General features: G+C 65.4%; 23 protein-coding genes. 16 read left to right on the top strand and 7 right to left on the bottom strand.

What is annotated here, in order from left to right; translation table 11 throughout:
* Positions 1-88: 88 nt before the first annotated feature.
* The 9 genes from PQR54_RS19840 to PQR54_RS19880 are packed head-to-tail and all read left to right on the top strand — an operon-like array spanning position 89 to position 10,075.
* The gene (locus PQR54_RS19840; RefSeq protein ID WP_408248597.1) at positions 89-1,330 is read left to right on the top strand and encodes a fimbrial protein; all 1,242 of its coding nucleotides are present in this window, start codon (positions 89-91) and stop codon (positions 1,328-1,330) included.
* Positions 1,331-1,333: 3 nt separating this feature from the next.
* Complete coding sequence (locus PQR54_RS19845; protein ID WP_408248599.1) at positions 1,334-2,758, top strand: TadA family conjugal transfer-associated ATPase; 1,425 nt, start codon at positions 1,334-1,336, stop codon at positions 2,756-2,758.
* A complete protein-coding gene (locus PQR54_RS19850; protein WP_408248601.1) occupies positions 2,751-3,779 on the top strand; it encodes a type II secretion system F family protein in 1,029 nt (342 codons plus the stop codon). Before PQR54_RS19845 ends, PQR54_RS19850 begins: the two co-directional genes overlap by 8 nt.
* 2 nt (positions 3,780-3,781) lie before the next feature.
* The gene (locus tag PQR54_RS19855; protein WP_408248603.1) at positions 3,782-4,792 is read left to right on the top strand and encodes a type II secretion system F family protein; all 1,011 of its coding nucleotides are present in this window, start codon (positions 3,782-3,784) and stop codon (positions 4,790-4,792) included.
* Between the two features lie 9 nt (positions 4,793-4,801).
* A complete protein-coding gene (locus PQR54_RS19860; protein ID WP_408248605.1) occupies positions 4,802-5,656 on the top strand; it encodes a tetratricopeptide repeat protein in 855 nt (284 codons plus the stop codon).
* Positions 5,657-5,703: 47 nt separating this feature from the next.
* Positions 5,704-6,105 carry a DUF3613 domain-containing protein gene (locus tag PQR54_RS19865; RefSeq protein ID WP_408248607.1) on the top strand — a complete coding sequence of 134 codons (402 nt, stop codon included), beginning with the start codon at positions 5,704-5,706 and terminating at the stop codon, positions 6,103-6,105.
* A gap of 1 nt (position 6,106) precedes the next feature.
* A complete protein-coding gene (locus PQR54_RS19870) occupies positions 6,107-7,897 on the top strand; it encodes a TadG family pilus assembly protein (protein ID WP_408248609.1) in 1,791 nt (596 codons plus the stop codon).
* Between the two features lie 10 nt (positions 7,898-7,907).
* Positions 7,908-9,299 carry a sigma 54-interacting transcriptional regulator gene (locus PQR54_RS19875; protein ID WP_106313954.1) on the top strand — a complete coding sequence of 464 codons (1,392 nt, stop codon included), beginning with the start codon at positions 7,908-7,910 and terminating at the stop codon, positions 9,297-9,299.
* Positions 9,300-9,346: 47 nt separating this feature from the next.
* Positions 9,347-10,075, top strand: a complete 729-nt coding sequence (locus tag PQR54_RS19880; RefSeq protein ID WP_408248611.1) for a DUF2968 domain-containing protein — start codon at positions 9,347-9,349, stop codon at positions 10,073-10,075.
* Positions 10,076-10,520: 445 nt separating this feature from the next.
* Here the strand turns inward: PQR54_RS19880 and PQR54_RS19885 are convergent, their stop codons facing one another.
* A complete protein-coding gene (locus PQR54_RS19885; RefSeq protein WP_408248613.1) occupies positions 10,521-10,709 on the bottom strand; it encodes a hypothetical protein in 189 nt (62 codons plus the stop codon).
* A gap of 342 nt (positions 10,710-11,051) precedes the next feature.
* Between PQR54_RS19885 and PQR54_RS19890 the strand changes: the two genes are divergently transcribed.
* Positions 11,052-11,282, top strand: a complete 231-nt coding sequence (locus PQR54_RS19890) for a hypothetical protein (protein ID WP_408248615.1) — start codon at positions 11,052-11,054, stop codon at positions 11,280-11,282.
* A gap of 20 nt (positions 11,283-11,302) precedes the next feature.
* Here PQR54_RS19890 and hfq read toward each other — a convergent pair whose 3' ends face one another.
* Complete coding sequence (hfq, locus tag PQR54_RS19895) at positions 11,303-11,854, bottom strand: RNA chaperone Hfq (RefSeq protein ID WP_408248617.1); 552 nt, start codon at positions 11,852-11,854, stop codon at positions 11,303-11,305.
* A gap of 430 nt (positions 11,855-12,284) precedes the next feature.
* On the opposite strand from hfq, the gene PQR54_RS19900 reads away from it, so the two are divergent.
* The 6 genes from PQR54_RS19900 to PQR54_RS19925 all read left to right on the top strand — a co-directional run bounded on the left by PQR54_RS19900 (position 12,285) and on the right by PQR54_RS19925 (position 16,743).
* Positions 12,285-12,422, top strand: coding sequence for a hypothetical protein (locus tag PQR54_RS19900; RefSeq protein ID WP_165923847.1), 138 nt, complete (start codon positions 12,285-12,287; stop codon positions 12,420-12,422).
* 14 nt (positions 12,423-12,436) lie between these two features.
* Positions 12,437-12,967: a sigma-70 family RNA polymerase sigma factor gene (locus PQR54_RS19905; RefSeq protein ID WP_106313950.1), complete on the top strand. Its 531-nt coding sequence runs from the start codon at positions 12,437-12,439 to the stop codon at positions 12,965-12,967.
* Positions 12,967-13,818, top strand: a complete 852-nt coding sequence (locus PQR54_RS19910; protein WP_408248619.1) for a zf-HC2 domain-containing protein — start codon at positions 12,967-12,969, stop codon at positions 13,816-13,818. Before PQR54_RS19905 ends, PQR54_RS19910 begins: the two co-directional genes overlap by 1 nt.
* A gap of 272 nt (positions 13,819-14,090) precedes the next feature.
* Positions 14,091-14,558: a hypothetical protein gene (locus PQR54_RS19915; RefSeq protein WP_408248621.1), complete on the top strand. Its 468-nt coding sequence runs from the start codon at positions 14,091-14,093 to the stop codon at positions 14,556-14,558.
* An 80-nt stretch (positions 14,559-14,638) separates the two neighbouring features.
* Positions 14,639-16,216 (top strand): FAD-binding oxidoreductase, encoded by a 1,578-nt coding sequence (locus PQR54_RS19920; protein WP_408248623.1) that lies wholly within the window; start codon positions 14,639-14,641, stop codon positions 16,214-16,216.
* Between the two features lie 80 nt (positions 16,217-16,296).
* On the top strand, positions 16,297-16,743 hold the full coding sequence (locus PQR54_RS19925) for a hypothetical protein (protein WP_408248625.1): 447 nt from the start codon (positions 16,297-16,299) through the stop codon (positions 16,741-16,743).
* Here the strand turns inward: PQR54_RS19925 and PQR54_RS19930 are convergent.
* The 5 genes from PQR54_RS19930 to PQR54_RS19950 all read right to left on the bottom strand — a co-directional run bounded on the left by PQR54_RS19930 (position 16,740) and on the right by PQR54_RS19950 (position 23,647).
* Positions 16,740-17,645, bottom strand: a complete 906-nt coding sequence (locus PQR54_RS19930) for a DUF1571 domain-containing protein (protein WP_408248627.1) — start codon at positions 17,643-17,645, stop codon at positions 16,740-16,742. The genes PQR54_RS19925 and PQR54_RS19930 overlap by 4 nt on opposite strands.
* Before the next feature lie 214 nt (positions 17,646-17,859).
* A complete protein-coding gene (locus PQR54_RS19935) occupies positions 17,860-19,686 on the bottom strand; it encodes an AMP-binding protein (protein ID WP_408248629.1) in 1,827 nt (608 codons plus the stop codon).
* A 135-nt stretch (positions 19,687-19,821) separates the two neighbouring features.
* Entirely contained in the window at positions 19,822-21,123 is a 1,302-nt protein-coding gene (locus tag PQR54_RS19940) for an acetyl-CoA C-acetyltransferase (protein ID WP_408248631.1), read from the bottom strand.
* A 167-nt stretch (positions 21,124-21,290) separates the two neighbouring features.
* Positions 21,291-22,226 (bottom strand): MaoC/PaaZ C-terminal domain-containing protein, encoded by a 936-nt coding sequence (locus tag PQR54_RS19945; protein ID WP_408248633.1) that lies wholly within the window; start codon positions 22,224-22,226, stop codon positions 21,291-21,293.
* Positions 22,227-22,228: 2 nt separating this feature from the next.
* Entirely contained in the window at positions 22,229-23,647 is a 1,419-nt protein-coding gene (locus PQR54_RS19950) for a 3-oxoacyl-ACP reductase (protein ID WP_408248635.1), read from the bottom strand.
* Positions 23,648-23,763 lie beyond the last annotated feature (116 nt).

The raw sequence follows: 23,763 nt of genomic DNA on the forward strand, positions 1-23,763 counted from the left end.
AGCCGGCGCGCGCGCGAACCGCGTGCGTTCGCCGGCAAGCAGTACGACGTGGGGGCTTTGCCGCCTATGCGGCACAAGGATGTCCAACATGAACGCGAGAACGCATTCATTGACTGAACGGGCGGTCACCGATTATTTCGTGTTTGCGTCGCTGGCCGACGAGCACGTGCATTGGCTCGCCGATACGCTGGTGGGCGCCGGCGTGGTCGAAGCGGCCACGCTCGATCCGTCGATGCTGATGCAGCGCATCGCGACGCTCAATCCGTCGCTGGTATTCGTCGATTTTTCCGGCGGCCGCGCCGCGGCGGCGAGCGCTGCCGCGAGCGCGGTGCGCACCGCTTATCCGGGCATGCAGATCGTCGCGCTGGGCTCGCTCGCCGAACCCGAAAGCGCGTTGGCCGCGCTGCGCGCCGGCGTGCGCGATTTCATCGATCTGTCGGCGCCGGCCGAAGACGCGTTGCGCATCACACGCCAGGTGCTCGACAATCTCGTCGAGCCGGTCAGCCGCCATGGCCGCGTCACCGCGCTGCTGGGCGCGCGCATCGGCATGGGCGTGAGCACGCTGGCCGCGAATCTCGCGGTGCTGCTGCAACGGCGCGATGTCGCGCAGGGCCGGCAAGCCGCCTTGCTCGATCTCGGCCTGCCGGCCGCCGACGGCTCGCTGCTGCTGAACACGCGCAGCGAATTCAATTTCGTCGAAGCCGTGCGCAATCTGCGCCGCTTCGATCAGACCTTCGTCCATACCGCGCTGTCGCATCACACGAGCGGCCTCGCGCTCACCACGCTGCCGCCGAATCTCGCCGATATGCGCGAGGTCTCGTATTCGTCGTCGATCGGTTTGCTGAACCGTCTGCGCGCGTTCTTCGACCAGCAGATCGTCGACCTCGGCGGCTTCACTAACAGCGAGTTCATCGCCCATGTGGTGCAGGCGGCCGACGAAACCTGGCTGCTGTGCGACCAGGGCGTGGCCTCGATCGTGTCGGCCGTCGGCGTGCTCGACGCGTTGCGCGAAGAGGGCGTGGATACCGCGAACGTGCGTCTGATCGTCAACAAATTCGACGCCGAACTCGGCCTTGCCGCCGCGCAGATCGCGCAGCGTCTGGACATTCCGTTGCTCTGCACCTTGCCGGAGCGGCGCATCGCGCTCGGCCAGGCGGTCAATCAGGGACATCTGCTGGTCGATGCCGCCGCGCGCGATCCGTATGTGCGCGCGCTCGAGCCGCTGATCGAGCGGCTCGGCGGCGGCGAGCGCGCGGTGGCGCAGGCACGCGGCAAATCGGCACTCGGCGCGCTCAAGCGCTTCATTCCAACCACTCAAAAGCGGTCATAGACGATGGCGAAAGAGATCGAATTTGCCGACGACGCGCCTTCGTTCGCGCATAGCCAGCAGTTCCAGGACATCAAGAACGCGGCGCACGAACATCTGCTCACGCGCATCGAAGAACTCGGCTCCGAGTTCGGCCGCTGGTCGCGTAACGCGATCAATCAGTTCGTCGATCTGGAGATGGACAGCTTCGTCAGGCTGCGCCGGATACCGATCAACGAAAGCGAGGTGCGCCTGATCGCCGAGGCGCTGACCAAGGAACTCGCGGGCTTCGGTCCGATAGAGGATTTGCTCGCCGATCCGGCCGTCGAAGACATTCTGATCAACGGCTATAACGACGTGTACGTGTCGCGCCACGGCATTCTCACGCGCATCCAGGTGCGCTTTGCGGATAACGCGCATCTGCTGCGGATCGTGCGGCGCATTCTCGCGCCGATCGGCCGGCGCCTGGACGAATCGAATCCGATGGTCGATGCGCGTCTGCCGAACGGCGGCCGTGTGAACGTGGTGATCGAACCGCTGTCGATCGACGGGCCGATCGTCTCGATCCGCAAGTTCCGCAAGGATCCGATGCGGCCCGACGATCTGCTCGGCAACGGCACCTACAGCCCGGAAATCGGCGCGCTGCTCGAAGCCGCGGTGGCGGCGCGCTGCAACGTGCTGGTGTCGGGCGGCACGAGTTCGGGCAAGACCTCGCTGCTCAATGCGCTGGCGTTTCATATTCCCGAGCCGGAACGGGTCGTGACGATCGAGGACACGGCGGAACTGTCGCTGAACCATCCGCATGTGGTGCGGCTGGAAAGCCGGCCGGGCGGTTTCGACGGCTCGGGCATCGTGACGATTCGCGACCTGCTGCGCAATACGTTGCGGATGCGGCCGGACCGCATCATTGTCGGCGAAGTGCGCGGCGGTGAAGTGCTCGAAATGCTGCAGGCGATGAACACCGGCCACGACGGATCGATGGGCACCGTGCACGCCAGCTCGCCGCGCGAATGTCTGTACCGGCTCGAAATGCTCGCCGGTTTCGCGGGCTTCCAGGGCACCGAGTCGAGTCTGCGCCGCCAGATCGCCAACGCGATCGACTTCATCGTGCAGATCGGGCGGCTTTCCAACGGGCGCCGGCGGATTCTGTCGATCACGGAAGTGACGGGGCTGTCGGACAACATCATCGCGACGCAGGAGCTGTATCGCTATGAGCCGATCCTGACGGCCGAAGGCGACGAACTCGACAACTGGGTTTCGCTGGGCATCCATCCGCACTCGCCGAAGCTGGCGCGTTTCCGCCAGGCGTTGGGTGGCGGTGAAGCAGGCCATGCGTTCGGCAATGCGGGCTTCGGCGGGTCGGGAGGCGGCGGTTTCGGTGGCGGTGGCTTCGGCGGCGGCAGTGGCGGCTTTGGCGGTGGCGGTGGGTTCGGCGGAGGCTTCAATGTCTAGCGCGGTTCTGGTCTTCGCGGCGCTCGCGCTGCTGTGCGCGGCGCTTGCCCTGCTGCTCTGGCAGCGCGGCGCGCAACGCAAAGACCAGGCGAGTGCGGAACGTTATATCGACAGCCGCATGGCGATGCCGGCTGGCGCAGCCGTGGGCGGCATGGGCGGCGGTGCGGCAAGCACGGCGCGCGCCGCTCCCGCGCGCGTCACGGCACAGCACGCCGTGATCGCGCCGCAGGCGCCTGCCGCCGACGCGGGCTGGCTCGCGCGCTGGCGCTACTGGCAAGCGCGCGTGCGCTTCATGGTGCAGCACGCGATGGCGCGTGCGGGCATTGCCAATGCCAAAGTGCCTGCCGCGATCGCCGGCACGATCGTGGTGCTGCTGTGCGGCTGGGCCGCAATGGTGGGCGGCGCGCTCGCGGCCTGCGTCGCGTTGATCGCCTGCGTGATGTGCTTCTATTTTCTGCTGACGATGCGAGTGAACAAACGCCGTCAGCAGATCGTGCGGCAGTTGCCGCTTTTTCTCGACGGCATCGTGCGTCTGATCACGCTCGGCAACAGTGTGCCCGCCGCCTTCCAGGCCGCGCTGCAAACCACCGAGGCGCCGTTGCGCGAATGCCTCGACTACGTGTCGCGGATGCTGCGCACCGGCGTCGAAATCGATCGCGCGCTCTCGCAGGTGGCCACGATCTACGGCGTGCGCGAACTCGAACTGGTCGGCGCCGTGCTGCGGCTGTCGGTCAAATACGGCGGCCGCGCCGACGTGATGCTCGAGCGGATGGCCTCGTTCATGCGCGATCTCGAACACGCCGAGCGCGAACTGGTGGCGATGTCGTCGGAAACGCGGCTTTCGTCGTGGGTGCTGGCCATGTTGCCGATCGGCATCGGCGGTTTTCTTATTCTGTCCAATCCTAAGTATTTCGCTTCGATGTGGTTCGACCCGACTGGCCGGCAGCTCGTCTATCTGGCGTTCGTGCTGCAGGTGCTCGGGGCGTATCTGCTGTACCGCCTCGCGAATCTGAGGAATTGACGATGCAGACCCAACAACTTCTCGCGCTCGCACTGGCTCTGGCCGCGCTCGGTTTGCTGCTGCTCGCCGGCCTGGTGCTGGCGCGCGTGGCGGCGGCGCGACGCAGCGAGCGCACGCTGCGGCACGCGCTCGACGAGCGTGCGTTGCAAAGCGCGGCGCTCGCGGCCGCGGCGGCACGTGGCGCGGAGGGCGCGCAGGCTGGCGCGAAAGCGGCCGTGCGCAGCGCGCCGCCCACGGGTTTCAAGGGCCTGCTCGAACGCTTCGCGCATACGGGGATTCGCTGGCTCGACACGCCGTTCGGCCGCCAGGTCGTCGCTGAAGAAGATCGCCGGCTGCTGGAGCAATGCGGTTTCGTGGATACGCGCACGCGCGGCCTGTTTCTGCTGGCGCGGCTGTTCGGCGCGCTGGTGCTGCCGGTGCTCGCCGGCACGCTGGCGAGCGCCCATCTGGACGGGTCCCGTTATGTGGCGCTGGTGATCATCGCCGTGATGGCGGGCTTCATGCTGCCAAAGCTCGTGTTAAGGCGGCGTGCCGGCAAGCGCCGTCGCGCGGTGGTCGACGAATTGCCGCTGCTGGTCGATTTGTTGCGTCTTCTGCAAGGCGTGGGTTTGTCGCTCGATCAGAGCTTGCAGGTGGTGGTCAGCGATTTTCGCGGCATGTTGCCGGTGCTCGCCGGCGAACTGGAAATCGCGCAGCGTCAGTTTGCCGCCGGCCGCACGCGTGAGCAGTCGCTGAACCGGCTCGCGTCGAGTTACGACAACGAGGATCTGCGCGCGGTGGTGCGTTTGCTGGTGCAGGTCGACCGGCACGGCGGCGCGGTGCAGGAACCGCTCAAGCAGTTCGGCGACCGGCTGCGCGAGGCGCGCCGCGCGATGCTGCGCGAACGCATCGGCCGGCTCGCCGTGAAGATGACGGGCGTGATGATCGTCACGCTGTTGCCCGCGCTGATGATCGTCACGGCCGGCCCCGGTGTGCTGGCTGTCCAGCATTCGTTGGGCAAGGTGAAGCACTAAGGATTTGCCATGACTCACAGTCTTTCATTCGATTCCGTCAAACAGGGCGCCCGCTGCGCGGCGGCGCTGGCCGCGTTGTCGCTGCTCGGCGCGTGCGCGTCCAAAGACGTCACGGGCTATGGCGTCGGGCCGCAGGCGGAACGCGCCGTGATGGCGCAGCAGGCCAGCAAGGATCCCGCGCCGGACACGCCGGGCATGTACCTCGGTCTGATCGATCAGATGCAATCGCAGGGGTTGTACTTCGCTTCGCTCGCGCATATCGACGCGTACGACAAGCAGTACGGCGCGAGCCCCGACTCGATTCTGCTGCGCGCCGACGCGCTGCGCATGACCGATCAGCCGGCCGCCGCCGCGAACGCATACGGACAACTGCTGAAGACGCCGCTCGCCACGCGCGGCTATCGCGGCCTCGGTCTGATCGCGGGCGCGGCCGGCGACTTCGCGCGCGCCGCGCAGGAATTGCAGCAGGCCGTGCAGCTCGCGCCGACCGATGCGACGACGCTGTCGGACCTCGGCTATGCACGCTTGCGCGACGGCGATGTGGACGGCGCGCGCGTGCCGCTCATGAAGGCGGCCGAACTCGACCAGAGCAATTCGAAGATCGTCAGCAACGTCGCGCTTTATCTGCTTGCCAATGGCAACCAGGCGCAGGCGCTGGCGATCATGAACCAGCAGAAGCTCGCACCGGACGTGCGCGCCGCGATTCGCAGCGATGCGGCGAAAGTGGCTGCGGCAGGGCGCGCGCAAACACGCGGCGCGCCGGTGCAACAAGACTCGGGCGCGCTCGGCGCGGGCGCGCGCACGGTCGCGAGCGCGCAGGGCGTCGAGCCCGCGCCGCGTCTGTTGCAGCGTTTCGCGCAATGAGCGCGCGGCGACTTCGTGGTGATGCATCAGGGAATCAGGGAGCAACAATGAGAAACACGACAACGAAGCGAGTTTGGCGGGCGTCGATGCCGCGCCGGTGGCTGGCGACGGTTGCGACCGCCGGTGCGCTGCTGGGCGCGTCCGTCTCGACGATGGCGCAGACGAGCGAAACGACCCCGGCGGAACAGAGCGCGCCGCCCGCAGTGCGGGCCAGCGAAGTGGGTCACGCGACGCGCGCATGGTTCGACCTGCAATCCAGCAACAAGGAAGCCGCGCCGGCGCTGCCGATGCTCGGCGCCGAAGCCGGGCTGGCCTACCGCCGCTACATGGAATCGTTCAAGAGCAAGATTCCCGATCTGTACGGTTCCGCGCTGAACGCGGGCAGCGGCGGCAACGGTGCGATGGCCGTCAACAGCGGGTTCGGCGGAAGCGGCGGCGGATCGAACTGACATGCGCGAATTGCCTTCCGCCATGACCCGTGCCGCGCGCTGCGCGCGTCCCCTGTGGATGCGGCGCGCGGGTGCGCGCCGTCAGCACGGCGCGGTCGCGATGGTCGCGGTGATCTGGCTGAGCGTGGCGATCGCGGCGCTCGGCGCGCTCGACGTCGGCAACGTGTTTTTCGCGCGCCGGCAGTTGCAGCGCACGGCCGATCTCGCGGCGCTGGCGGCGGTGCAGATGATCGGCTCCACGGGCGGCTGCGCGACGGCCACCACGGCCGCGCAGCAGAACGCGGCGGCCAACGGTTTCACGGCCGGCAGCACGACGACCATCAATACGACTTGCGGTCGTTGGGATACCAGCAAGAGCACCTATTTCGGCACCAGCGGCAATCCGCTGAATGCGGTGCAGGTGACGACGACGCAGGTCGTGCCGTACTTCTTCCTCGGACCGAGCCGTAATGTCTCGGCGACGGCCACTGCGTTCGCTTCCAACATCGACGCGTTCTCGCTCGGCACCGGCATCGCGTCGATCAATACGCAGCAGTCGGCGTTGTTGAATGCGATTCTGGGTGGTTTGCTGAAAACCAGCGTGTCGCTGAGCGTGGGCGACACGCAGAGCCTGGCGACGGCGCACATCAAGCTGCAAGATCTGATGGTGGCGCTCGGCGCCTCGACGATGCAGGGACTGCTCGGCACCACGGTGAGTTTTCAGCAACTGATGGTTGCCATGGTCACCGCGTTGCAGACGGGCGGCGACACCATCAATGCGTCGATTCTGCAGAAGGTGGCGGTGGCTATTCCCGGTGGGCAGAACATCACGATCGGCGACGGCGGTGCGTCTTCACCCGGGCTGCTCGCGCTCGGCCTTGCCAATCCGAACGCCGCGGCAACCGCGACGGTCAACGCGTTCGATGCGTTGCTGGTCGCCGCGCAGATTGCGCAGCGCAGTCCGGACGGAACCCAGGGCAACGCGCCGGTGATCAATGTGGCGGCGGGTCTCGCGGGCGTGGCGGGTATTTCGTTGCAGGTCATCAAGCCACCGGTGCTCGCGGTCGGCGAGGGCGGCATGTTACCCAATGGGACGTATCGCACGATGGCGCGCACTGCGGTGGTGAACGCGAGCGTGAATCTGCTGCCGCTGACGTTCGCGCCAATCAGCCTGAATCTTGGCATCGGCTCGATCAGCATTTCCGCCCTGAGTACACCGATCATGCTTTCGCTGACGAGCGCGCAGGGCACTGCCGCGCTCAGTTCGGTCGACTGCGAGTCGACCAAGGCTGCGACCAATGCCACGATTCTGGTGCAACCGAGCATCGCGACGGTCTGCGTGGGGGCGAATTCGGCTTGCGGCGGAACGATCAATGTCGCCGACGTTACGGTATGGACCCTGCTAACCGGCACGAACGAACTCACGAAAATTGCGATCAACGGAACGGGGCAATTGCCCTTGGCTCCGCCTTCGTCCCAGCCCGTTACGTTCAACGGCGCGTCCGGCAGTTTCGATTCGTCGGTCACCGTCAATTCCAATGCCGTTGGCAGCGATGCATCGACGCTGACCGCGCAGCTACTCAAGGTGTTGCCAAACACACTACAGGTGACCGCCTTGGGACTCAATCTAACTGCTGTGATCCAGCCTTTGCTCTCAGCCCTTGCACCGGTGCTGTCGGCTGCACTGCAACCTGTCTTCGCGCTGCTCGACGCGGTGCTCGTGCCCACGCTAGCGTTGCTCGGCGTGCAGGTCGGCACCGCCACGGTCCACAACATGTCGCTGACGTGCGGCGTTTCGCAACTGGTCAACTAGCCAATCCAAGATGAGAACCACCACCAAAATCGAGGAACTCGATATCTACGTCTGGGAGGGCAAGGCCGACATCGTCGACCGGGTCGCGCGCTGCATGGCGAGCTTCGATGTCGAAGTGATCCGTGCGGACGATATCGCGATCTCGCCCGAGCGGACCGCGCTGCGGCCGTCGCTTGCGATCATCAGCGTGTCGGTGATCGACAGCGGCGCGCTGATCCTGCGCGACTGGCAGGCCGCGCACGGCATTCCCGTGGTCTGGGTCGGCGCCGCGCCGCGCGAGCACGATCCAGCCGCCTATCCGTCCGAGTACTCGCATATTCTGCCGCTCGACTTCACCTGCGCCGAACTGCGCGGCATGGTCATGAAGCTCGTGCTGCAAATGCGCGCCCACAGCGCGAAGACGCACGAGTCCGACGCGATGATCGCCAATTCGGAGTGCATGCAGGCGCTGCTGCACGAAGTCGATACTTTCGCCGACTGCGACACGAGTGTGCTGGTGCACGGCGAAACCGGCGTCGGCAAGGAGCGCATCGCGCAACTGCTGCACGAAAAACATAGCCGCTACGGGCAAGGCCCGTTCGTCGCGGTGAACTGCGGCGCGATTCCGGACGGCCTGTTCGAGTCGCTGTTCTTCGGTCACTCGAAAGGCTCGTTCACCGGCGCGGTGGTCGCGCACAAAGGCTACTTCGAGCAGGCCGACGGCGGCACGCTGTTTCTCGACGAAATCGGCGATCTGCCGCTCTATCAGCAGGTCAAGCTGCTGCGCGTGCTCGAAGACAGCGCGGTCACGCGCATCGGTTCGGCGACGCCGGTCAAGCTCGACTTCCGGCTGGTGGCGGCGACCAATAAACTGCTGCCGCAACTGGTGAAGGACGGCACGTTTCGCGCCGACCTTTACTACCGGCTCGCCGTGATCGAGTTGAAGATTCCGTCGCTGGAAGAACGGGGCGCCGTCGACAAGATTGCGATCTTCAAGGCGTTCATCGCGCAGATCGTGGGCGCGGAGCGTCTCGCCGCGTTGTCCGATCTGCCGTACTGGCTCGCCGACGCCGTCGCCGACACGTATTTCCCCGGCAATGTGCGCGAGCTGCGCAATCTGGCCGAGCGCATCGGCGTGACCGTTCGGCAGATCGGCGCGTGGGATGCGGCGCGCCTGCAACGGCTTCTCGCACTCGCGCGCACCACTCAGCCGGTGCCGGCGGAGAGCGTCGCCGAGGTGCTGGTGGACCGCAGCAAATGGGACATGGCCGAGCGTAATCGCGTGCTGGCCGCGCTCGACGCAAACGGTTGGCGCCGCCAGGATACGGCGCTCTATCTCGGCATTAGCCGCAAGGTCTTATGGGAGAAAATGCGCAAGTATCAAATTTTCGACGAGGAGCCCGAAACGCGGGAAAGTGAGTAATAATGGGCCGGTTGTACTAAAACAAAAACTGTTCGAGCATAAATTACATGGACCGAAAGTCGAAACTGCGACAGATTGCGCTCGCCGCATTGATCGCGATGGGCGCGGCGCAAGGCGTCAATGCGCAGGCTCTGCAGAACAGCAGCGCGAGCGCTGGCGCCATCGGCGGCGTTGTTTCCCAGCCAGGCACGACGGCCGCATTGCCGGCTACCTCACAGGCAGGACAGGCGCAGACCTCAGCCCTCACGTCGGATGAAGCGAAGCAATCCGCGGCGGGCAACGTGGCGGAATTGCAGCAGATGATCCGCGGGTCGGATCTAAGCGAATTGCGCACCACGTATAACGGCAGTTACGGCGCGAGCTTGCTGTTTTACGGCAAGGAAATGACGTACTACGTGGCGCTGTTCCAGCAGAAAAATTTCTGGCGTGTCATCAAGACGCAGGACGCGGCGCGTGCCGACATGATCTACAAGGATTTCGTGCGTCAGACGGTGCAACTGTCCGACGTCGAGATTCGCCGCACGCAGCTCGAAGCGCAAAAAACGTTCACGGAACGCATGATCGCGTTGCAGCAGGACAGTGCGAACCGCTTGCAGGCGGACCTCGATGTGGCGCGTCAGCAGCAGAGCATCGTGGCGACCCAGCAGCAGCAAACTCGCGCCGAAGCGACATCGCTGGCTCAACAGAAGGCTTCCGCTCAGGATCAGTTGCGTGCCGCGCAGCGCCAGGTGCGTGACCTGCAGCGCCAGTTGGAAAGCGGTTTGCCCTCGCACTGAGCGTGATGGTCTGAAGAGGATCCGGTGGGAAGGGCGGCGCGGTGTTGAACGTGTTGCCCGGCTCACCGGAACGATCGCTCGCTGTTCAGCTGTCTTCGTGCAATGCGCGTAGTTCGCGAGGTCTACGCGAACGGCATTGCCGTTTCACGCACCCGCTCGATTCTCCATTCCTACAGCAGTAATAGCCGCCACGTTTATTCCACGCGTGCTCGCGTGACGTCTCACGGGCGGCACGCGAGTGGCTCGGCGCAAATCTTCCCATTGTCTTGCACGCGCACGCAGTTTTGCACGCTCACGCGCGACCGCGCTTAACGCACCGCTCGGGTGATGGCAATGGCGACAGCGAGGTTGATGGCAATAGCGATGCCGATGCCGTTAGAGGCGGCCAGGCTTTGGGTGCTGCTTCGTTTTCCCTGTGCTCCTCAAGCCGAGCATGCGGCCAGATCTAATGCCGCTTCTTTCCCTCCGAAGACCCATCCTTTTCCGGCGCGTGATGCGGGTCCCGCACGTCGACGGCGATCGGATCACTGGCGGGGAAGCTTTCCTCGAGCGCCTCGTCAAGACGGTCGTCGGCGGATTCGGGGGGCGTTTGCGTGGCCGCGGGAGGGGATTCGTGTTGCTTCTTGCTAGTCATGACGTGCTCCGTGAGAAGAGAGTCGGCAAACCAGCATAGCGCAAAGCAGGCTTCGGCGAACATCGGCCGAACGGCCTAAGACCGCGCGCCGTAAGTGCCTGCTGCAAAACCACGAGCCGAACGATGCACGAACCGATGCACGAACCGATACAGGTTCATCAGCCGAAACTTAAAACCATTGCGCATCAGCTCGTTTTCCGTGTGTCGACACAGTGCGGCGCGGAAAAGAAAAGCAGGCGCCGGCCGCGTGGGCCGGCAGACCGCAACGCATGCCGCGAACCGGCCGTGTCGCGCTCGGGAGGGGCGCAACCAGAACCCGTGAACAACAAGGCAGCGAATAACATGAACCGGAAAAAAACCGCGTGCGCGTCACAACGCCTCAACGCGTCGCACGTCGTGGAAGCTGAACTGGAACACCTGGATTGGGCAACGAAGCAACCGGCGCAGCGCTTGCTGGACGCCGTGTATTGGCGCCGCCGCGTGCTGGCGGTCAAATGCGGATTCGAACTGACGGAACTGCAGGTGATGCGTCTGGAAAAAATCTTGCAGCGGCTCGACCATTCAATGGAGTAGCCGAGCGCTGCCGCGGCCGCTTATTCGCTGCCGCCGTTACCGCCATTGCCGCCATTGCCGCCATGATTACCGCCGCCATGGTTGCCGCCGCCGTGGTTACCACCACCGTGGTTGCCACCACCGTGGTTGCCACCGTCGCCGCCCGTGCCGAACAGACGCCGGCGGCGCGTAACGACCACCGGGCCGTCCGACGTGCCGCCGCTACGATCCGACGCAGGCCGGTCCGAAGACGGCGCGCCATACGACTCACGCGGTTCACGCGGTTCGCGTGGCTCACGGTGATCGCGCGGTTCACGCGAACCGTGCGGGCCACGCGTGGTGTGCTCACCGTGCGAGGGACGCCCCGCGCGCGGAGCCGGACGCGTTCCGGTGTCGAGCTGGATCGTCGAGATCGCGCGCTTGTAGATGCCTTGCAGGCCGACCGGCGTGCGCAGCATCACCAGATACTGATCGAACGACTCGATACACCCGGTCAAACGGATGCCGTTGACAAGGTAAATCTCGACGCGCTTTCGTTCTTTGCGCGCAGCGTTCATGAAGTCGTTTTGCGGATGCGATTCTGCGGAAGCCATGGACAATTCAGGTTAGAAAGACGGTTGTTCGCCGCGATTCTACCCTGTGTGGGGGCGGAACGCGTCGGCGGGCGAACTGCGTCCACTATAACGGCTTGTGGGCACATAAGCATCTGATAACTATTGGCTGTAACGTTGAGTTACGAATCTGCGGATGATTGCCGCGTTCTTCCGCCACACGCGGGCCTGCGCGGCGCAGGTGGCGGAAAAAGATGGCGCATGGGTGTGCGTCGGGTGGAATAAATCGCCACCTGGCCGCGTTATATCAGGCATGGCGACGCTGCATCGTGCGCGTGGCCGATCGGCTTGCTTGGGCCGGCCGAACCGGCCGCACCGGCCGCACCGGATGTCCGGGCGCTCATCCGCAAGCTTCTTGCATAGGAACAGAGTGGGGCGCGAAACGCCGACTCTGGCCGACAGGAGACTCACCATGAAAGTATCGCGCATCCTTTCCGCTGTTTTCGTTCTGCTGGCACTCGCGGGCGGTACGCTCGCGACGAGCGCGTGCACGTCCGCGACCGATAGCGGCGCGTCCAGCTCGAGCGGCGGCAGCAGCGGCGGCTACTGAGCGGCGCTCGCCGGGTGAATTTCGAAGCCGAAGTGATTTCGTGGCTCCCACAGCTGCGCCGCTACGCGCGCGCACTGACGGGCGATCACGCGTGGGCCGACGACCTCGTGCAGGATACGGCGGAGCGCGCGCTCGCCCGTTGGGCGGCGTTCCGGCCGGACAGCAATCTGCGCGCATGGCTCCTGACGATCCTGCGGCATCTCTACATCGACCAGCTGCGCGGCCGCCGCGAGATTGCCGTCGATGACGAGAGCGCGCCGTGGCGCAATCTCGAAGCGCCGCAAGGGGAGGTCGACGGCCTCGTGCTGCGCGATCTGCAGCGCGCGTTGTATTGTCTGCCTGTCGAACAGCGCGAAGTGCTGTTGCTGGTCTGCGTGGAGGAGCTGTCTTACCAGGAAGCGTCGCGCGCGCTCGGCGTACCGATCGGCACGGTGATGTCGCGGCTCTCCCGTGCGCGCGAACACATGCGCGCGTTGCTGACGGAGGGACCGGCGCAGGGGCCGGCGCGTAAAAATCCACCGTTGAAAGTAGTGAGAAACCCGTGATGAACAGCGACGACTACGATTCCAGCTTGCCCGAAGGGCTCGATCTGCGAGCGCTGTCGGCGTATGTCGACGGTGAGTTGCCGGGCGCGGAGCGCGCCGCGATCGAGGCTCAGCTGGCGCAGCATCCGCAGGCTGCCGCGCGGGTGGCCGCGTGGCGCGCGCAGAAAGCCGCGTTGCGCGCGCTGTGCGGCGCGCCGCAGCGCAGCGAGCGCGATGAGCGCAACGAGCGTCATGAACGCGAGACGGCCGATGAACCGGCCTTCATCGTGTTGCGGCGGCGCACGCCGTGGTGGCAGCGCGCGGGCGTCGCGGCCTGCTGGCTGGCGGCCGGCGCCGGGCTCGCGCTGGCTCTCGGGCCGCTCGCGCCGCGTCTGACCGGCGGCGCGTGGGGCGGTCTGGGCGGCAGCCCGCCGAGCTTCGCCGAGCGCGCGGATATCGCTTATGCGGTCTACACGCCGGAGCGGCGTCATCCGGTGGAAGTTGCCGCGAACGAAGAAGAGCATCTGATCAACTGGCTCTCCAAACGGCTGAACCGGCCGCTCTCGGTGCCGTCCTTGCAGGAATACGGCTACTCGCTGGTGGGCGGACGGCTGTTGCCCGGCGAAGCGGGACCGGCGGCGCAGTTCATGTACGAGAACACCAGCGGCGCGCGTCTCACGCTCTACGTCACCGGCATCTCACGCGACGAAACCGCGTTCCGCCTGTTCCGCGACGGCAACCGGCGCACCTTCTACTGGGTCAGCGACGGCATGGGCTACGCGCTGTCCGGGCCGATCGCGGAAGGCAAGCTGCGCACGATCGCCATCGACGTGTGCAGCGCGCTCGGCGGCAAGCCGGAGTCGTGGCAGTAGCGGCATGCGCGAGTACGCTCCGCGCGACTGCCGATCGGCACAGGCGCTGCAACACCCGGTAATAGAAACGGCGTGCGCTTGCGCCGCACGGTCGGAATAGCCCCGCGCGGCGCTGCGTTTACTTGTTGCTGGATCGCGCCGTTACCGCGTGCTTACGCGGGTACACGGCAAGGTCTTCAACAAGGCAAACCGACAGTGTCTTCACGGTGCCGACTCGTTTCTCGCGGGTCGCGACGCCGGCGTGCGTCGGACAGCATAGAGGCAGCAAAATCATGCTCACATTTCATCAACTCGGCAGCAGGCTGTATGGCGGCGTAGCCTGTGTGTGCCTGTGCGCCGCGTGCGCGGCGCCGGTCGAGGCGCAATCGGATGCGTCCGTGTGCCGGTTCGTGGCGGGGCAGGCGGAAATCGACGGCGTCATGCAGCAGATCACCGGCCGCGCGTGCCTGCAACCGGACGGCACGTGGCAGATCGTCGAGGACGATGCCGCCGCTCAGACTCTGGCGGATGGCCCCGTCTACTACTACGATCCATGGTATTGGGGGCCGCCGGTGGGGTTCGGTGTCGGCGTGTCGTTCGTGTTCGTCGACCGCTTTCATCATTTTCATCACATGGATCATGTGCGCTATGTGCATGGCGTGCACGGATCGTTCGGCATGGGCGGGCGCGGCGGTTGGCATGGTGCGGCGCCTATGCATACATGGGGTGGTATGTCGCACGGCGGGGGAATGCGCCGTTGACTCGCTGCTGCTGACGCGGCGTCAATGACTCGTACCGCTGACTCACTGCCGCGGCTCCGCGCGGCGGCCAAGGAGACGCTTTGACTCGCAGTTTGCCGCCAAAAGTATCCGCCGCGCAGTTCGACCGCGCGCTCGCCGGCTGGCGTTCGATTGTCGGCGAGCCGCAGGTGGTGACCTCGGCGGACGGCCTCGCCGCGTATCTCGATCCGTTCGCGCCCGGCGAGCGCGAAGCGTTTTCGGCGAGTGCCGCGGTCTTGCCCGGCTCCGTCGATGAAATCCGCGCGGTGCTGCGCATTGCCAATCAGTTTCGCATCCCGCTGTGGACCGTTTCGACCGGACGCAACTTTGCGTATGGCGGCGCCGCGCCGCGTCTCGCCGGTTCGGTTGTGCTCGATCTGCACCGGATGAACCGCATCATCGAAGTGAACGAAGCCATGGCGTACGCGCTGGTCGAGCCGGGCGTCAGCTACTTCGATCTGTACGCGCACCTGCGCGACAAGGGCTACAAGCTGTGGGTCGATCCGCCCGCGGCCGGTTGGGGCAGCGTGGTCGGCAATACGCTCGAACGCGGCTTCGGCTATACCGCGTACGGCGATCACGCGGCGTCGCAGTGCGGCATGGAAGTGGTGCTCGCCAACGGCGATGTGTTGCGCACGGGCATGGGCGGGATCGACATCGGCACATCGTGGCAGTTGTATCAGCCGGGCTATGGACCGTCGTTCGATGCGATGTTCATGCAGTCGAATTACGGCATCGTCACCAAGCTTGGCGTCTGGCTGATGCCCGCGCCGCCCGCGTATCTGCTCGGCGAAATCCAGTTTCAACATGAAGCGGATCTCGAAGCGATCGTGGAGATTTTGCGGCCGCTGCGGCTCGATGAAACGATCCGCAATCACGCGGTGATCGAAGGCGGTTTGCGCCGCGCGGCCGGCTTGTCGGCGCGCGCGCAGTGGTACGACGGACCGGGCGCGATGCCCGCGAGCGCGGTGAACGCGATGCTCGACAAGCTGAATGTGGGCCGCTGGAATCTGCATTACGCGCTGTACGGCACGCCTGAATCGATCGACGCGCGCCATGCGATCGTGCAGCGCGCGTTTGCGCGCATACCGCAGGCGCGCTTTCTGGCGGCGCGCTACGCGGGCGATGCGCAGCCCACGGCGGGTGGCGATCGCAACCTCGCCGGCATTCCGGCGATGAGCGCGTTTCGCATGCTCGACTGGCGCGGCGGCGCGGGCGCGCACGTGGATTTCGCGCCGGTGTGTCCCGCGACCGGACGCGACGCGCTGCGTCAATACACGATGGTCAAGGCGCGCGCCGCGGAATACGGCTTCGATTACTACGGCGGTTTTACGGCGGGCGTACGCCATCTGCATCACATTTTCGCGGCGATCTTCGACCGCGGCGACGCGAACCAGGTCGAGCAGGCCGGCGCGCTATTGCGTTCGCTGATGAGCGACGCGCGCGCGGCCGGCTACGGCGAATACCGCGCGCATCTCGCATATATGGATTTTGCCGCGGCCCAATACAGCTTCAACGACGGCGCGTTGCTGCGCTTCTCGGAAACGATCAAGGACGCACTCGACCCGAACGGCATTCTCGCGCCGGGCAAGCAGGGCATCTGGCCGGCGGCGTGGCGCGACCGGCGCGGCTATACGTGAGGGCGCGGTCGCTGACGCGACACGGTGAGACAGCGAGACAGCGACACGGCGAGACAGCGACATAACGACAGGAGCGATGAATGGACCGGCGCACCTTCATGATGACCGGCGCGTACCTCTCGACCGCGGCAGGCAGCGCGTGGCCGTGGCTCGCGCATGCTGCTGCGCGCAGCAATACGGTGGCGGTGGCCGACTCCACGCTGACATACGGCGCCGCGTTCGCCGCCTACGCATCACACCGGCAGTTGTCCGTCTTCGAAACCGGCGACGATATCGGCGCGCTCTGGTACACGACACTCGCACCGCTGCTTTGCGCAACGCCGACATGCACGCCGACGCCCACGCTCCAGTCGGCCTCGCTGATCGGCCTCACGCGCGCGTCCGACTACTTCGTGCTGAGCCAACTCGCCAAAAGCGCGGGACAGGTGATCGAACACAGTCACGAGCCGAGCGCGGATTCGGACACGCAACGCGCCCACGTCGCCTTTGCATTCACGTTCGCGCCGCGCGCGTTGCGCAAGGTTTAGAACTTGTACGCCTTGTTCTTCGGATCGAAGGTCGAGTCGTCGAATGTTTTTGGCGTGATGGTTTCGAATACGATCTTCTCGAAGATCTTGCCGTCGTTGTCATAAGACTCGACGGTGCGGAAATACGGATGCCTCAGATCGAGGCCTAGCGTTTCTTTCTTCGCGTAGAACTGCGGCTGGCCGGTCGGCGTTTCGAAGGTGAAGGCCACCACGCGCACGCCATCGACCGTTTTGACTTCCACCTGGGTCGAACGCGGCAAGCCGGCCTCGATGTATTTCTTGCCCTCGCTGAGATACTGGTTCGCGATGTACTCCGTGCCGAGATCGCGCACCTGATGATTCGATTGCGCGCGGGCGAGCGCGCCGGTCAGCGAGGTCCACACCGGCATCACATTCATGATGCCGCCCAGGTGCCCGTACATCTCATCGGTTCGTTTGGATTCGTCGTAGATGATTTCCTGGCCGGCGCGCGCGCCGTCGGGCAGCCACTTCGCGTAGATGCGCAGCGGGTCGTGCGCGACGCGCACCAGCATGTGATCGGGCTTGTCGGGCCATTGGCCGTGAATGCGTTCGGACCGCGCCATGGTGAACTCGTACGACGGGTAGCCGTTCGGCCCTTCCTTGATATAGCGCGGCAACGCGAGTGGATCGAGCGACTGGAACAGCGCGACCAGTTGCGCGTCATTGAGTTTTTCCATCGCGCCGCTTTGTTGCGCGGCGCGCAGCCACTTGACCTGTTGATCCAGCGTGAGCTTGCCGACCTGCGAGGAGGGCGTGGACGGCGCCTTGACGGCGCTGGCGCTATCGAGCGCGGGCGGCGTGTCGTCGTTTTGCGCGAACGCCACGGGCGTGGTCAAGGCAGCCGCTCCCGCGATCAACAGCGTGCTCAGGAGCGTGCGCATCGGACCGCTCCGCAGCGGCGCGGCAAATGGCTCATGACACGGTTCACCAAGGAACGCGAAAGCCCCACTGACAAAACCCAACGAGCCCGTACGCAAACCAGCGTTGTGCGGCGGCAAACCGGAAAGGCGCATGAAGACGGGCGTGCGGCGTGAACGTGCGGACAGGCGGTGCTTCATGAATCTCTCCGAAAGGTGACGCGAAGCGCCTTCCCTGTCAGGCAGGCTTTTGCTTCGCGAGTTCCTCGTCGCGCAGCGCGCGGCGCAGAATCTTGCCGACATTGGTTTGCGGCAGCTCGTCGCGGAACTCGACGAGTTTCGGCACTTTGTAGCCGGTCAGGTTCTTGCGGCAGTGGGCGATCACCTGTTCGGCCGTCAGCGAAGGATTGCGCTTGACGATGAACACCTTCACCCGTTCGCCCTGCGCGGCATCGGGTACGCCGATTGCGGCGACTTCGCGCACGTCCGGATGCGCCGCGATTACGTCCTCGATTTCGTTCGGATAGACGTTGAAGCCCGACACCAGAATCATGTCCTTCTTCCGGTCGATCAGCCGGATAAAGCCGCGCGAATCCATCACGCCGATGTCGCCGGTAGCGAGCCAGCCGTCCTCGTCGATCACCTTGGCGGTTTCGTCCGGCCGATTCCAGTAGCCTTTCATCACCTGCGGTCCCTTCACGCACAATTCGCCCGCCTCGCCGATGTTCGCCCAGTTGCCGTCGTCCTTCCTGAAACGCACTTGCGTGGACGGCGCGGGCAAACCGATCGAGCCTTCGAAGTCGCGCATGTTGGAGAGGTCGACCGGATTCATCGATACGATCGGCGAGCATTCCGTGAGCCCATAGCCTTCGATGATCGGCTTGCCGGTCACCGCCTTGAAGCGCTCGGCCACCGACTTCTGCGTGGCCATGCCGCCCGCCATCGCGAGCTTGAGATCGGAGAAGTCGCGCTTGCAGAATTCCTCGTTGTCGAGGAACGCGTTATACAGCGTGTTCACGGCGGTCATGCCGGTGAATTTCTCGTGACGGATGATCATCATCACGCGCTTCATGTCACGCGGATTGGCGATCAGAATGTTGCGCCCACCCAGTCCCATGAAGATCAGCGCATTCACCGTCAACGAATAGATGTGATAGAGCGGCAGCGGCGTGAGCACTGTTTCGACCTCGCCGGTCAGTTGACCTTCGGACCACGCCTTGGCCTGCAGCAGATTCGCAATGATGTTCTTGTGCGTGAGCATCGCGCCCTTGGCGACGCCGGTCGTGCCGCCCGTGTACTGCAGGAACGCGATGTCGTCGTGCGTGGGGCGCACGGGTGTCAACGGCCGCGAGTAGCCGGTGGACAGCGCTTCGAGCAGCGGCACTGCCTTCGGCAGGTTGTACGCGGGCACCATCTTCTTCACGTGCCGCAGCATGAAATTGAGCAGACGTCCCTTCAGATTCAGGCCGTCGGCGAGCAGATCGCCGAGTCCCGTCACGATGACGTTCTGCACTTTGGTGCCGGGCAACGCGTCTTCGACCGTCTTCGCGAAGTTCTCGAACACGATGATGGTTTGCGCGCCGCTGTCCTTCAACTGATGCGCGAGTTCGCGCACCGTATAGAGCGGATTCACGTTGACCACCACGCCGCCGGCCTTCAATACGCCGAACAGCGAGACCGGATACTGGAACGTATTGGGCAACATGATCGCCACGCGTTCGCCCGGCTTCACGCCGATGCTTTGCAGATACGCGGCGAACGCGGTGGCCTTGCGGCCGAGTTCACCGTAGGTCAGGTTCGCGCCCACGCTCACATACGCGACACGCTCGCGGAACTGCGCGATGCATTCGTCGAAGAACTGCACGACCGACTCGTATTTCGACACGTCGATTTCACGCGGCACGTCCGCCGGATAGGACGCGTACCAGATGCCGTCGGTGTTGGGCGCGTGGTGCGGCGCGTGAGCCTGTGCGTGATCCTGCATGGGAGCAGGCGCCGGATTCGCTGCGTTCGGCGCGGCGGATTCGCCGCCAGGCGCGAGCGTGGTTTGAGTGGGCTGGGTCATGGTCGTCTCCTGAAGCTGTGGCTTCATCTCTTTGTGTGCCGGCCCTATAGCCGTTCATCGAAGCAATTCACGCGAGTGTGGCAGCGTGTGAAGCAAAAACGTGCGGCGAAGCAGACACTGAAACGCATGTCAGGCTCAGCGTTCCAGAATCGCGACCACCCCCTGGCCGCCCGCCGCGCAGATCGAAATCAGCCCGCGCGCGGTGCCGGCCGGTTTGTCGAGTTGCGCGAGCATTTTCGCGAGGCCTGCGACGATTCGCCCACCCGTTGCCGCGAACGGATGGCCCGTGGCCAGCGAGCTGCCGTTCACATTCAATTTTGCCCGGTCGATCGCGCCGAGCGGGCCGGCCAAGCCGAGTTGCGTGCGGCAATACTCGTCATCCTGCCATGCCGCGAGCGTGCACAACACCTGGGCGGCGAACGCTTCGTGGATTTCGTACAGGTCGAAGTCCTGCAACGTGAGTCCGGCGCGCGCCAGCATGCGCGGCACGGCGTAGGCGGGCGCCATCAGCAGGCCTTCTTTCTTGTCGAAGTAGTCGACGGCGGCGGTCTCGGACCAGCTCAGGTACGCGAGCACCGGCAGTCCATGACGCGCGGCCCATTCTTCGCTCGCGAGCAGCACGGCGGAAGCGCCGTCGGTGAGCGGCGTCGAATTGCCGGCGGTCAGCGTGCCGGCGTCGCGATCGAATACGGGTTTCAGGCTCGCGAGTTTTTCGAGCGTGAGGTCGGAGCGCAGATTGTTGTCGCGCGCGAGACCCCGGTACGGCGTCATCAGATCGTTGACGAAGCCACGCGCGTATGCCTCCGTGAGCTTGCGGTGGCTGTCGTAGGCAAGCACGTCCTGGGCTTCGCGCGAGATGTTCCAGCGCTTGGCCATCAGCTCGCAATGCTCGCCCATCGAAAGGCCCGTGCGCGGTTCGCCGTTGCGCGGCAGAAGCGGCTTGAAAAACATGCCGGGCCGCAGCTTGCTCAGCGCGCCGACGCGTTGCCCGGTGCTCTTGCCGCGGTTGGCTTCGAGCAGGATCTTGCGCATGCGCTCGTTGACGCCGATCGGCGCATCGGAGGTCGTATCGACGCCGCCCGCGATGCCCGCTTCGATCTGCCCCAAGGCGATCTTGTTGGCGACGAGAGTGGCGGCCTCCAGTCCGGTGCCGCAGGCCTGCTGCACGTCGTAAGCGGGCGTTTCTTTGGCGAGCGTGGTGGACAGCACGGATTCGCGCGTCAGATTGAAGTCGCGCGAGTGCTTGATGACGGCGCCCGCCGCGACTTCGCCCAGGCGTTCGCCGTGCAGGTTGTAGCGGTCGATCAGCCCTTGCAGCGTAAAGGTCAGCATGTCCTGATTCGACGCGGTCGCATAAGCGGTGTTCGAGCGGGCAAACGGAATCCGGTTGCCCCCGACGATGGCGACTCGGCGTACGGCTGGCAGCGGGTTGGACATGCTCGGCTCCTTCGGGGCGTCCCTGGTTGTTGAATGGTGTGAATGGCGCGAATGCTGCGATTAGTGTGAGGGTTGATAGCGAGGGCTCCGATCCAGCAACGATTTCAGCCGCCCTCGATTCGACGATTCGACGCATGTTTCGACGCCAGCCGCACGATGCGCACACCTCATTGCAACCTCCATTGCATACGGCCGCGCAAATGCGGTTTCTGCCCGGCGATATCGCGCACTTCGATGTCGCGTTCGATCAGCGAAGGCGACGCGCTCCACAGCGTCGCTTCGCCGGGCAGCAGCATCGGCAGTTTGAATTCGGCGCTGAGCGTGGCTTCCGCGAGCGGCTTCGGCGGCTGCAACGCGGAGGCGGCACGCGCCAGCGTCCACATGCCGTGCGCGATCGCGCGTGGAAAGCCGAAGGCCTTCGCGGACAGCGCGGTGAGATGGATCGGGTTGTAGTCGCCGGACACGCCTGCGTAGTCGCGGCCCAGTTGCGACGCGAGTTGCCAGCGCGCGATGCGTTGCAGCGCGTCAGGTCCGAGTTCGAGCGGATCGAGCACGCTGCCGCTCGCCGGCACGCCGCGCTTCAGATAGACGCTGTCGCCGTCCCAGACCGCTTCGCCGCGCCGGTACATGCGCGTATGCAGCACGAACGCCTGGCCTTTGTCGTGGCGCAGCAGCGCGCCGAATTCCACCTCGACGCGCAGCATCTCCTTGTAGGCGAGCGGCCGGCGCAGGCGCACATGGTTGGCCAGATGCACGAGCCCGAGCGCCGGCCACGGAAACGCCGGGTCGGTCAACATCAGCAGATGCAAGGGAAAGGCGAGCAGATGCGGATACGTGAGCGGCACGCCGTGCTCGGGGATGAAGCCGCACACGCGCGAGTAACGCCAGATCGGCCCCGGGTCGAGCGCGACGGCGGGGCGCACCAGTCGCAGCGGCGGCAGTTGCGTCTCGCGCCCGCGTTTGACGAGGCCAGACAGCGCGCGCGCATAGAGCTTGGCGGGCGCGGGCAAGGTGTCGATCACGACGGTCTTGGGCCGCACCGCATCCGGCCGCGTCGGGTTCGATAGAGGACTGCCGCCGAACGGATCACCGGGCTCACCCATGGTCACGCTCCAATCAGGCTTTGTCCGCACACGCGCACGACCTGGCCGCTTACGCCGGCCGATCCCGGATGCGCGAGCCACGCGATGGTCTGCGCCACGTCGACCGGCTGGCCGCCCTGGCTCATCGAATTCATGCGGCGGCCGGCTTCGCGGATGGTCAGCGGAATCTTCGCGGTCATCTGCGTTTCGATGAAGCCCGGCGCGACCGCGTTGATCGTGATGCCACGCGCGCGCAGATGCGGCGCCATGCTTTGCACGCGGCCGATCACGCCGGCCTTCGACGCGGCGTAATTGGTCTGGCCGAGATTGCCGGCGATGCCGCTGATCGACGACACGCCGATGATCCGGCCGCCGTCGCGCAGAATGCCGGCGGCGAGCAGGGCGTCGTCGATCCGTTCCTGCGCGGACAGGTTGATGTCGATCACGCTTTGCCACGCGGCCTCGGTCATCTTCGCGATGGTTTTGTCCTTCGTGATGCCGGCGTTGTGCACGACGATGTCCACGCCCTGTTCGTCGAGCGCGGCCGCGATCTGCGCGGGCGCTTCGGGTGCAGCGATATCGAAGGCGAGGGCGGTGCCGTTCAACTGACGCATGGTCGCGTCGAGCGCGTCGCGGGCTGTCGGGATGTCGATGCCGATCACGTGCGCGCCTTCGGCGGCAAGCACGCTCGCAATCGAGGCGCCGATGCCGCGCGCCGCGCCCGTCACGACCGCGCGGCGGCCCGCGAGCGGTTGCTGCCAATCGAACGCTGGCGTGGCATCGCCGCTTGCGGTTGAGCTAGCGGCGACGCGTACGACCTGGCCCGACACATAGGCCGAGCGCGGCGACAGAAAGAACCGCAACGTCGCTTCCACCCGGTTTTCCGCACCTTGCTCGACGTACACGAGATTCGCGGTGATGCCGCGCCGCGCTTCCTTGCCGAGAGAACGCGTGAAGCCTTCGAGCGCGCGTTGCGCGGTCCATTGACGCGGCTTCGTGCAGGTCTCCGGCGGCCGCCCTAGCACGATGATGCGCCCGCACTTGCCGAGCGAGCGCAGCGTGTCGTGAAAGAAGCCGTGCAAGGGTTCGAGCTGGGTGCTGTCTTCGATGCCGCTCGCGTCGAACAGCAGCGCCGCGAGTTTGCCTTGCGAGCCGGAGTCGGCCGGTTCGAAGCGGCCGGTCATGAGACCGTGGCGGTTGGCGAGCGGCACCCACAAGCCGGCGCTTTCATGCGCGACGCTCGTCACGCCGATGCTCGCCACGAGGTTCGCGAGCGCGTCGAGCAGATGCGGCTCACGGCCCGCGCCGAGGGCGACCAGTCCGCCGAACTCGGGCTGATCCGCGCGATAGCGGCGCAGCACCTCGGGCTTCGGCAGGCCGACCGAGCGCGCCAGGCGCGCGCCGAACGGCGAGTTGACGAAGTTCAGATAAGAGTCGTTCATATTATTAGTCGCTCCGCTGGCCACGCCCGAGGGAAGTCCCCGTGGGGGACGCCCGCAAAGAGTCTCTCTGAGGGACGTCGAACGTGTGTCAGTGTGCACCGAGTTCGACGCCCGCG

Origin of the sequence: Paraburkholderia phytofirmans, assembly GCF_046028095.1 — a bacterium.
GTDB lineage: Bacteria > Pseudomonadota > Gammaproteobacteria > Burkholderiales > Burkholderiaceae > Paraburkholderia > Paraburkholderia phytofirmans_A.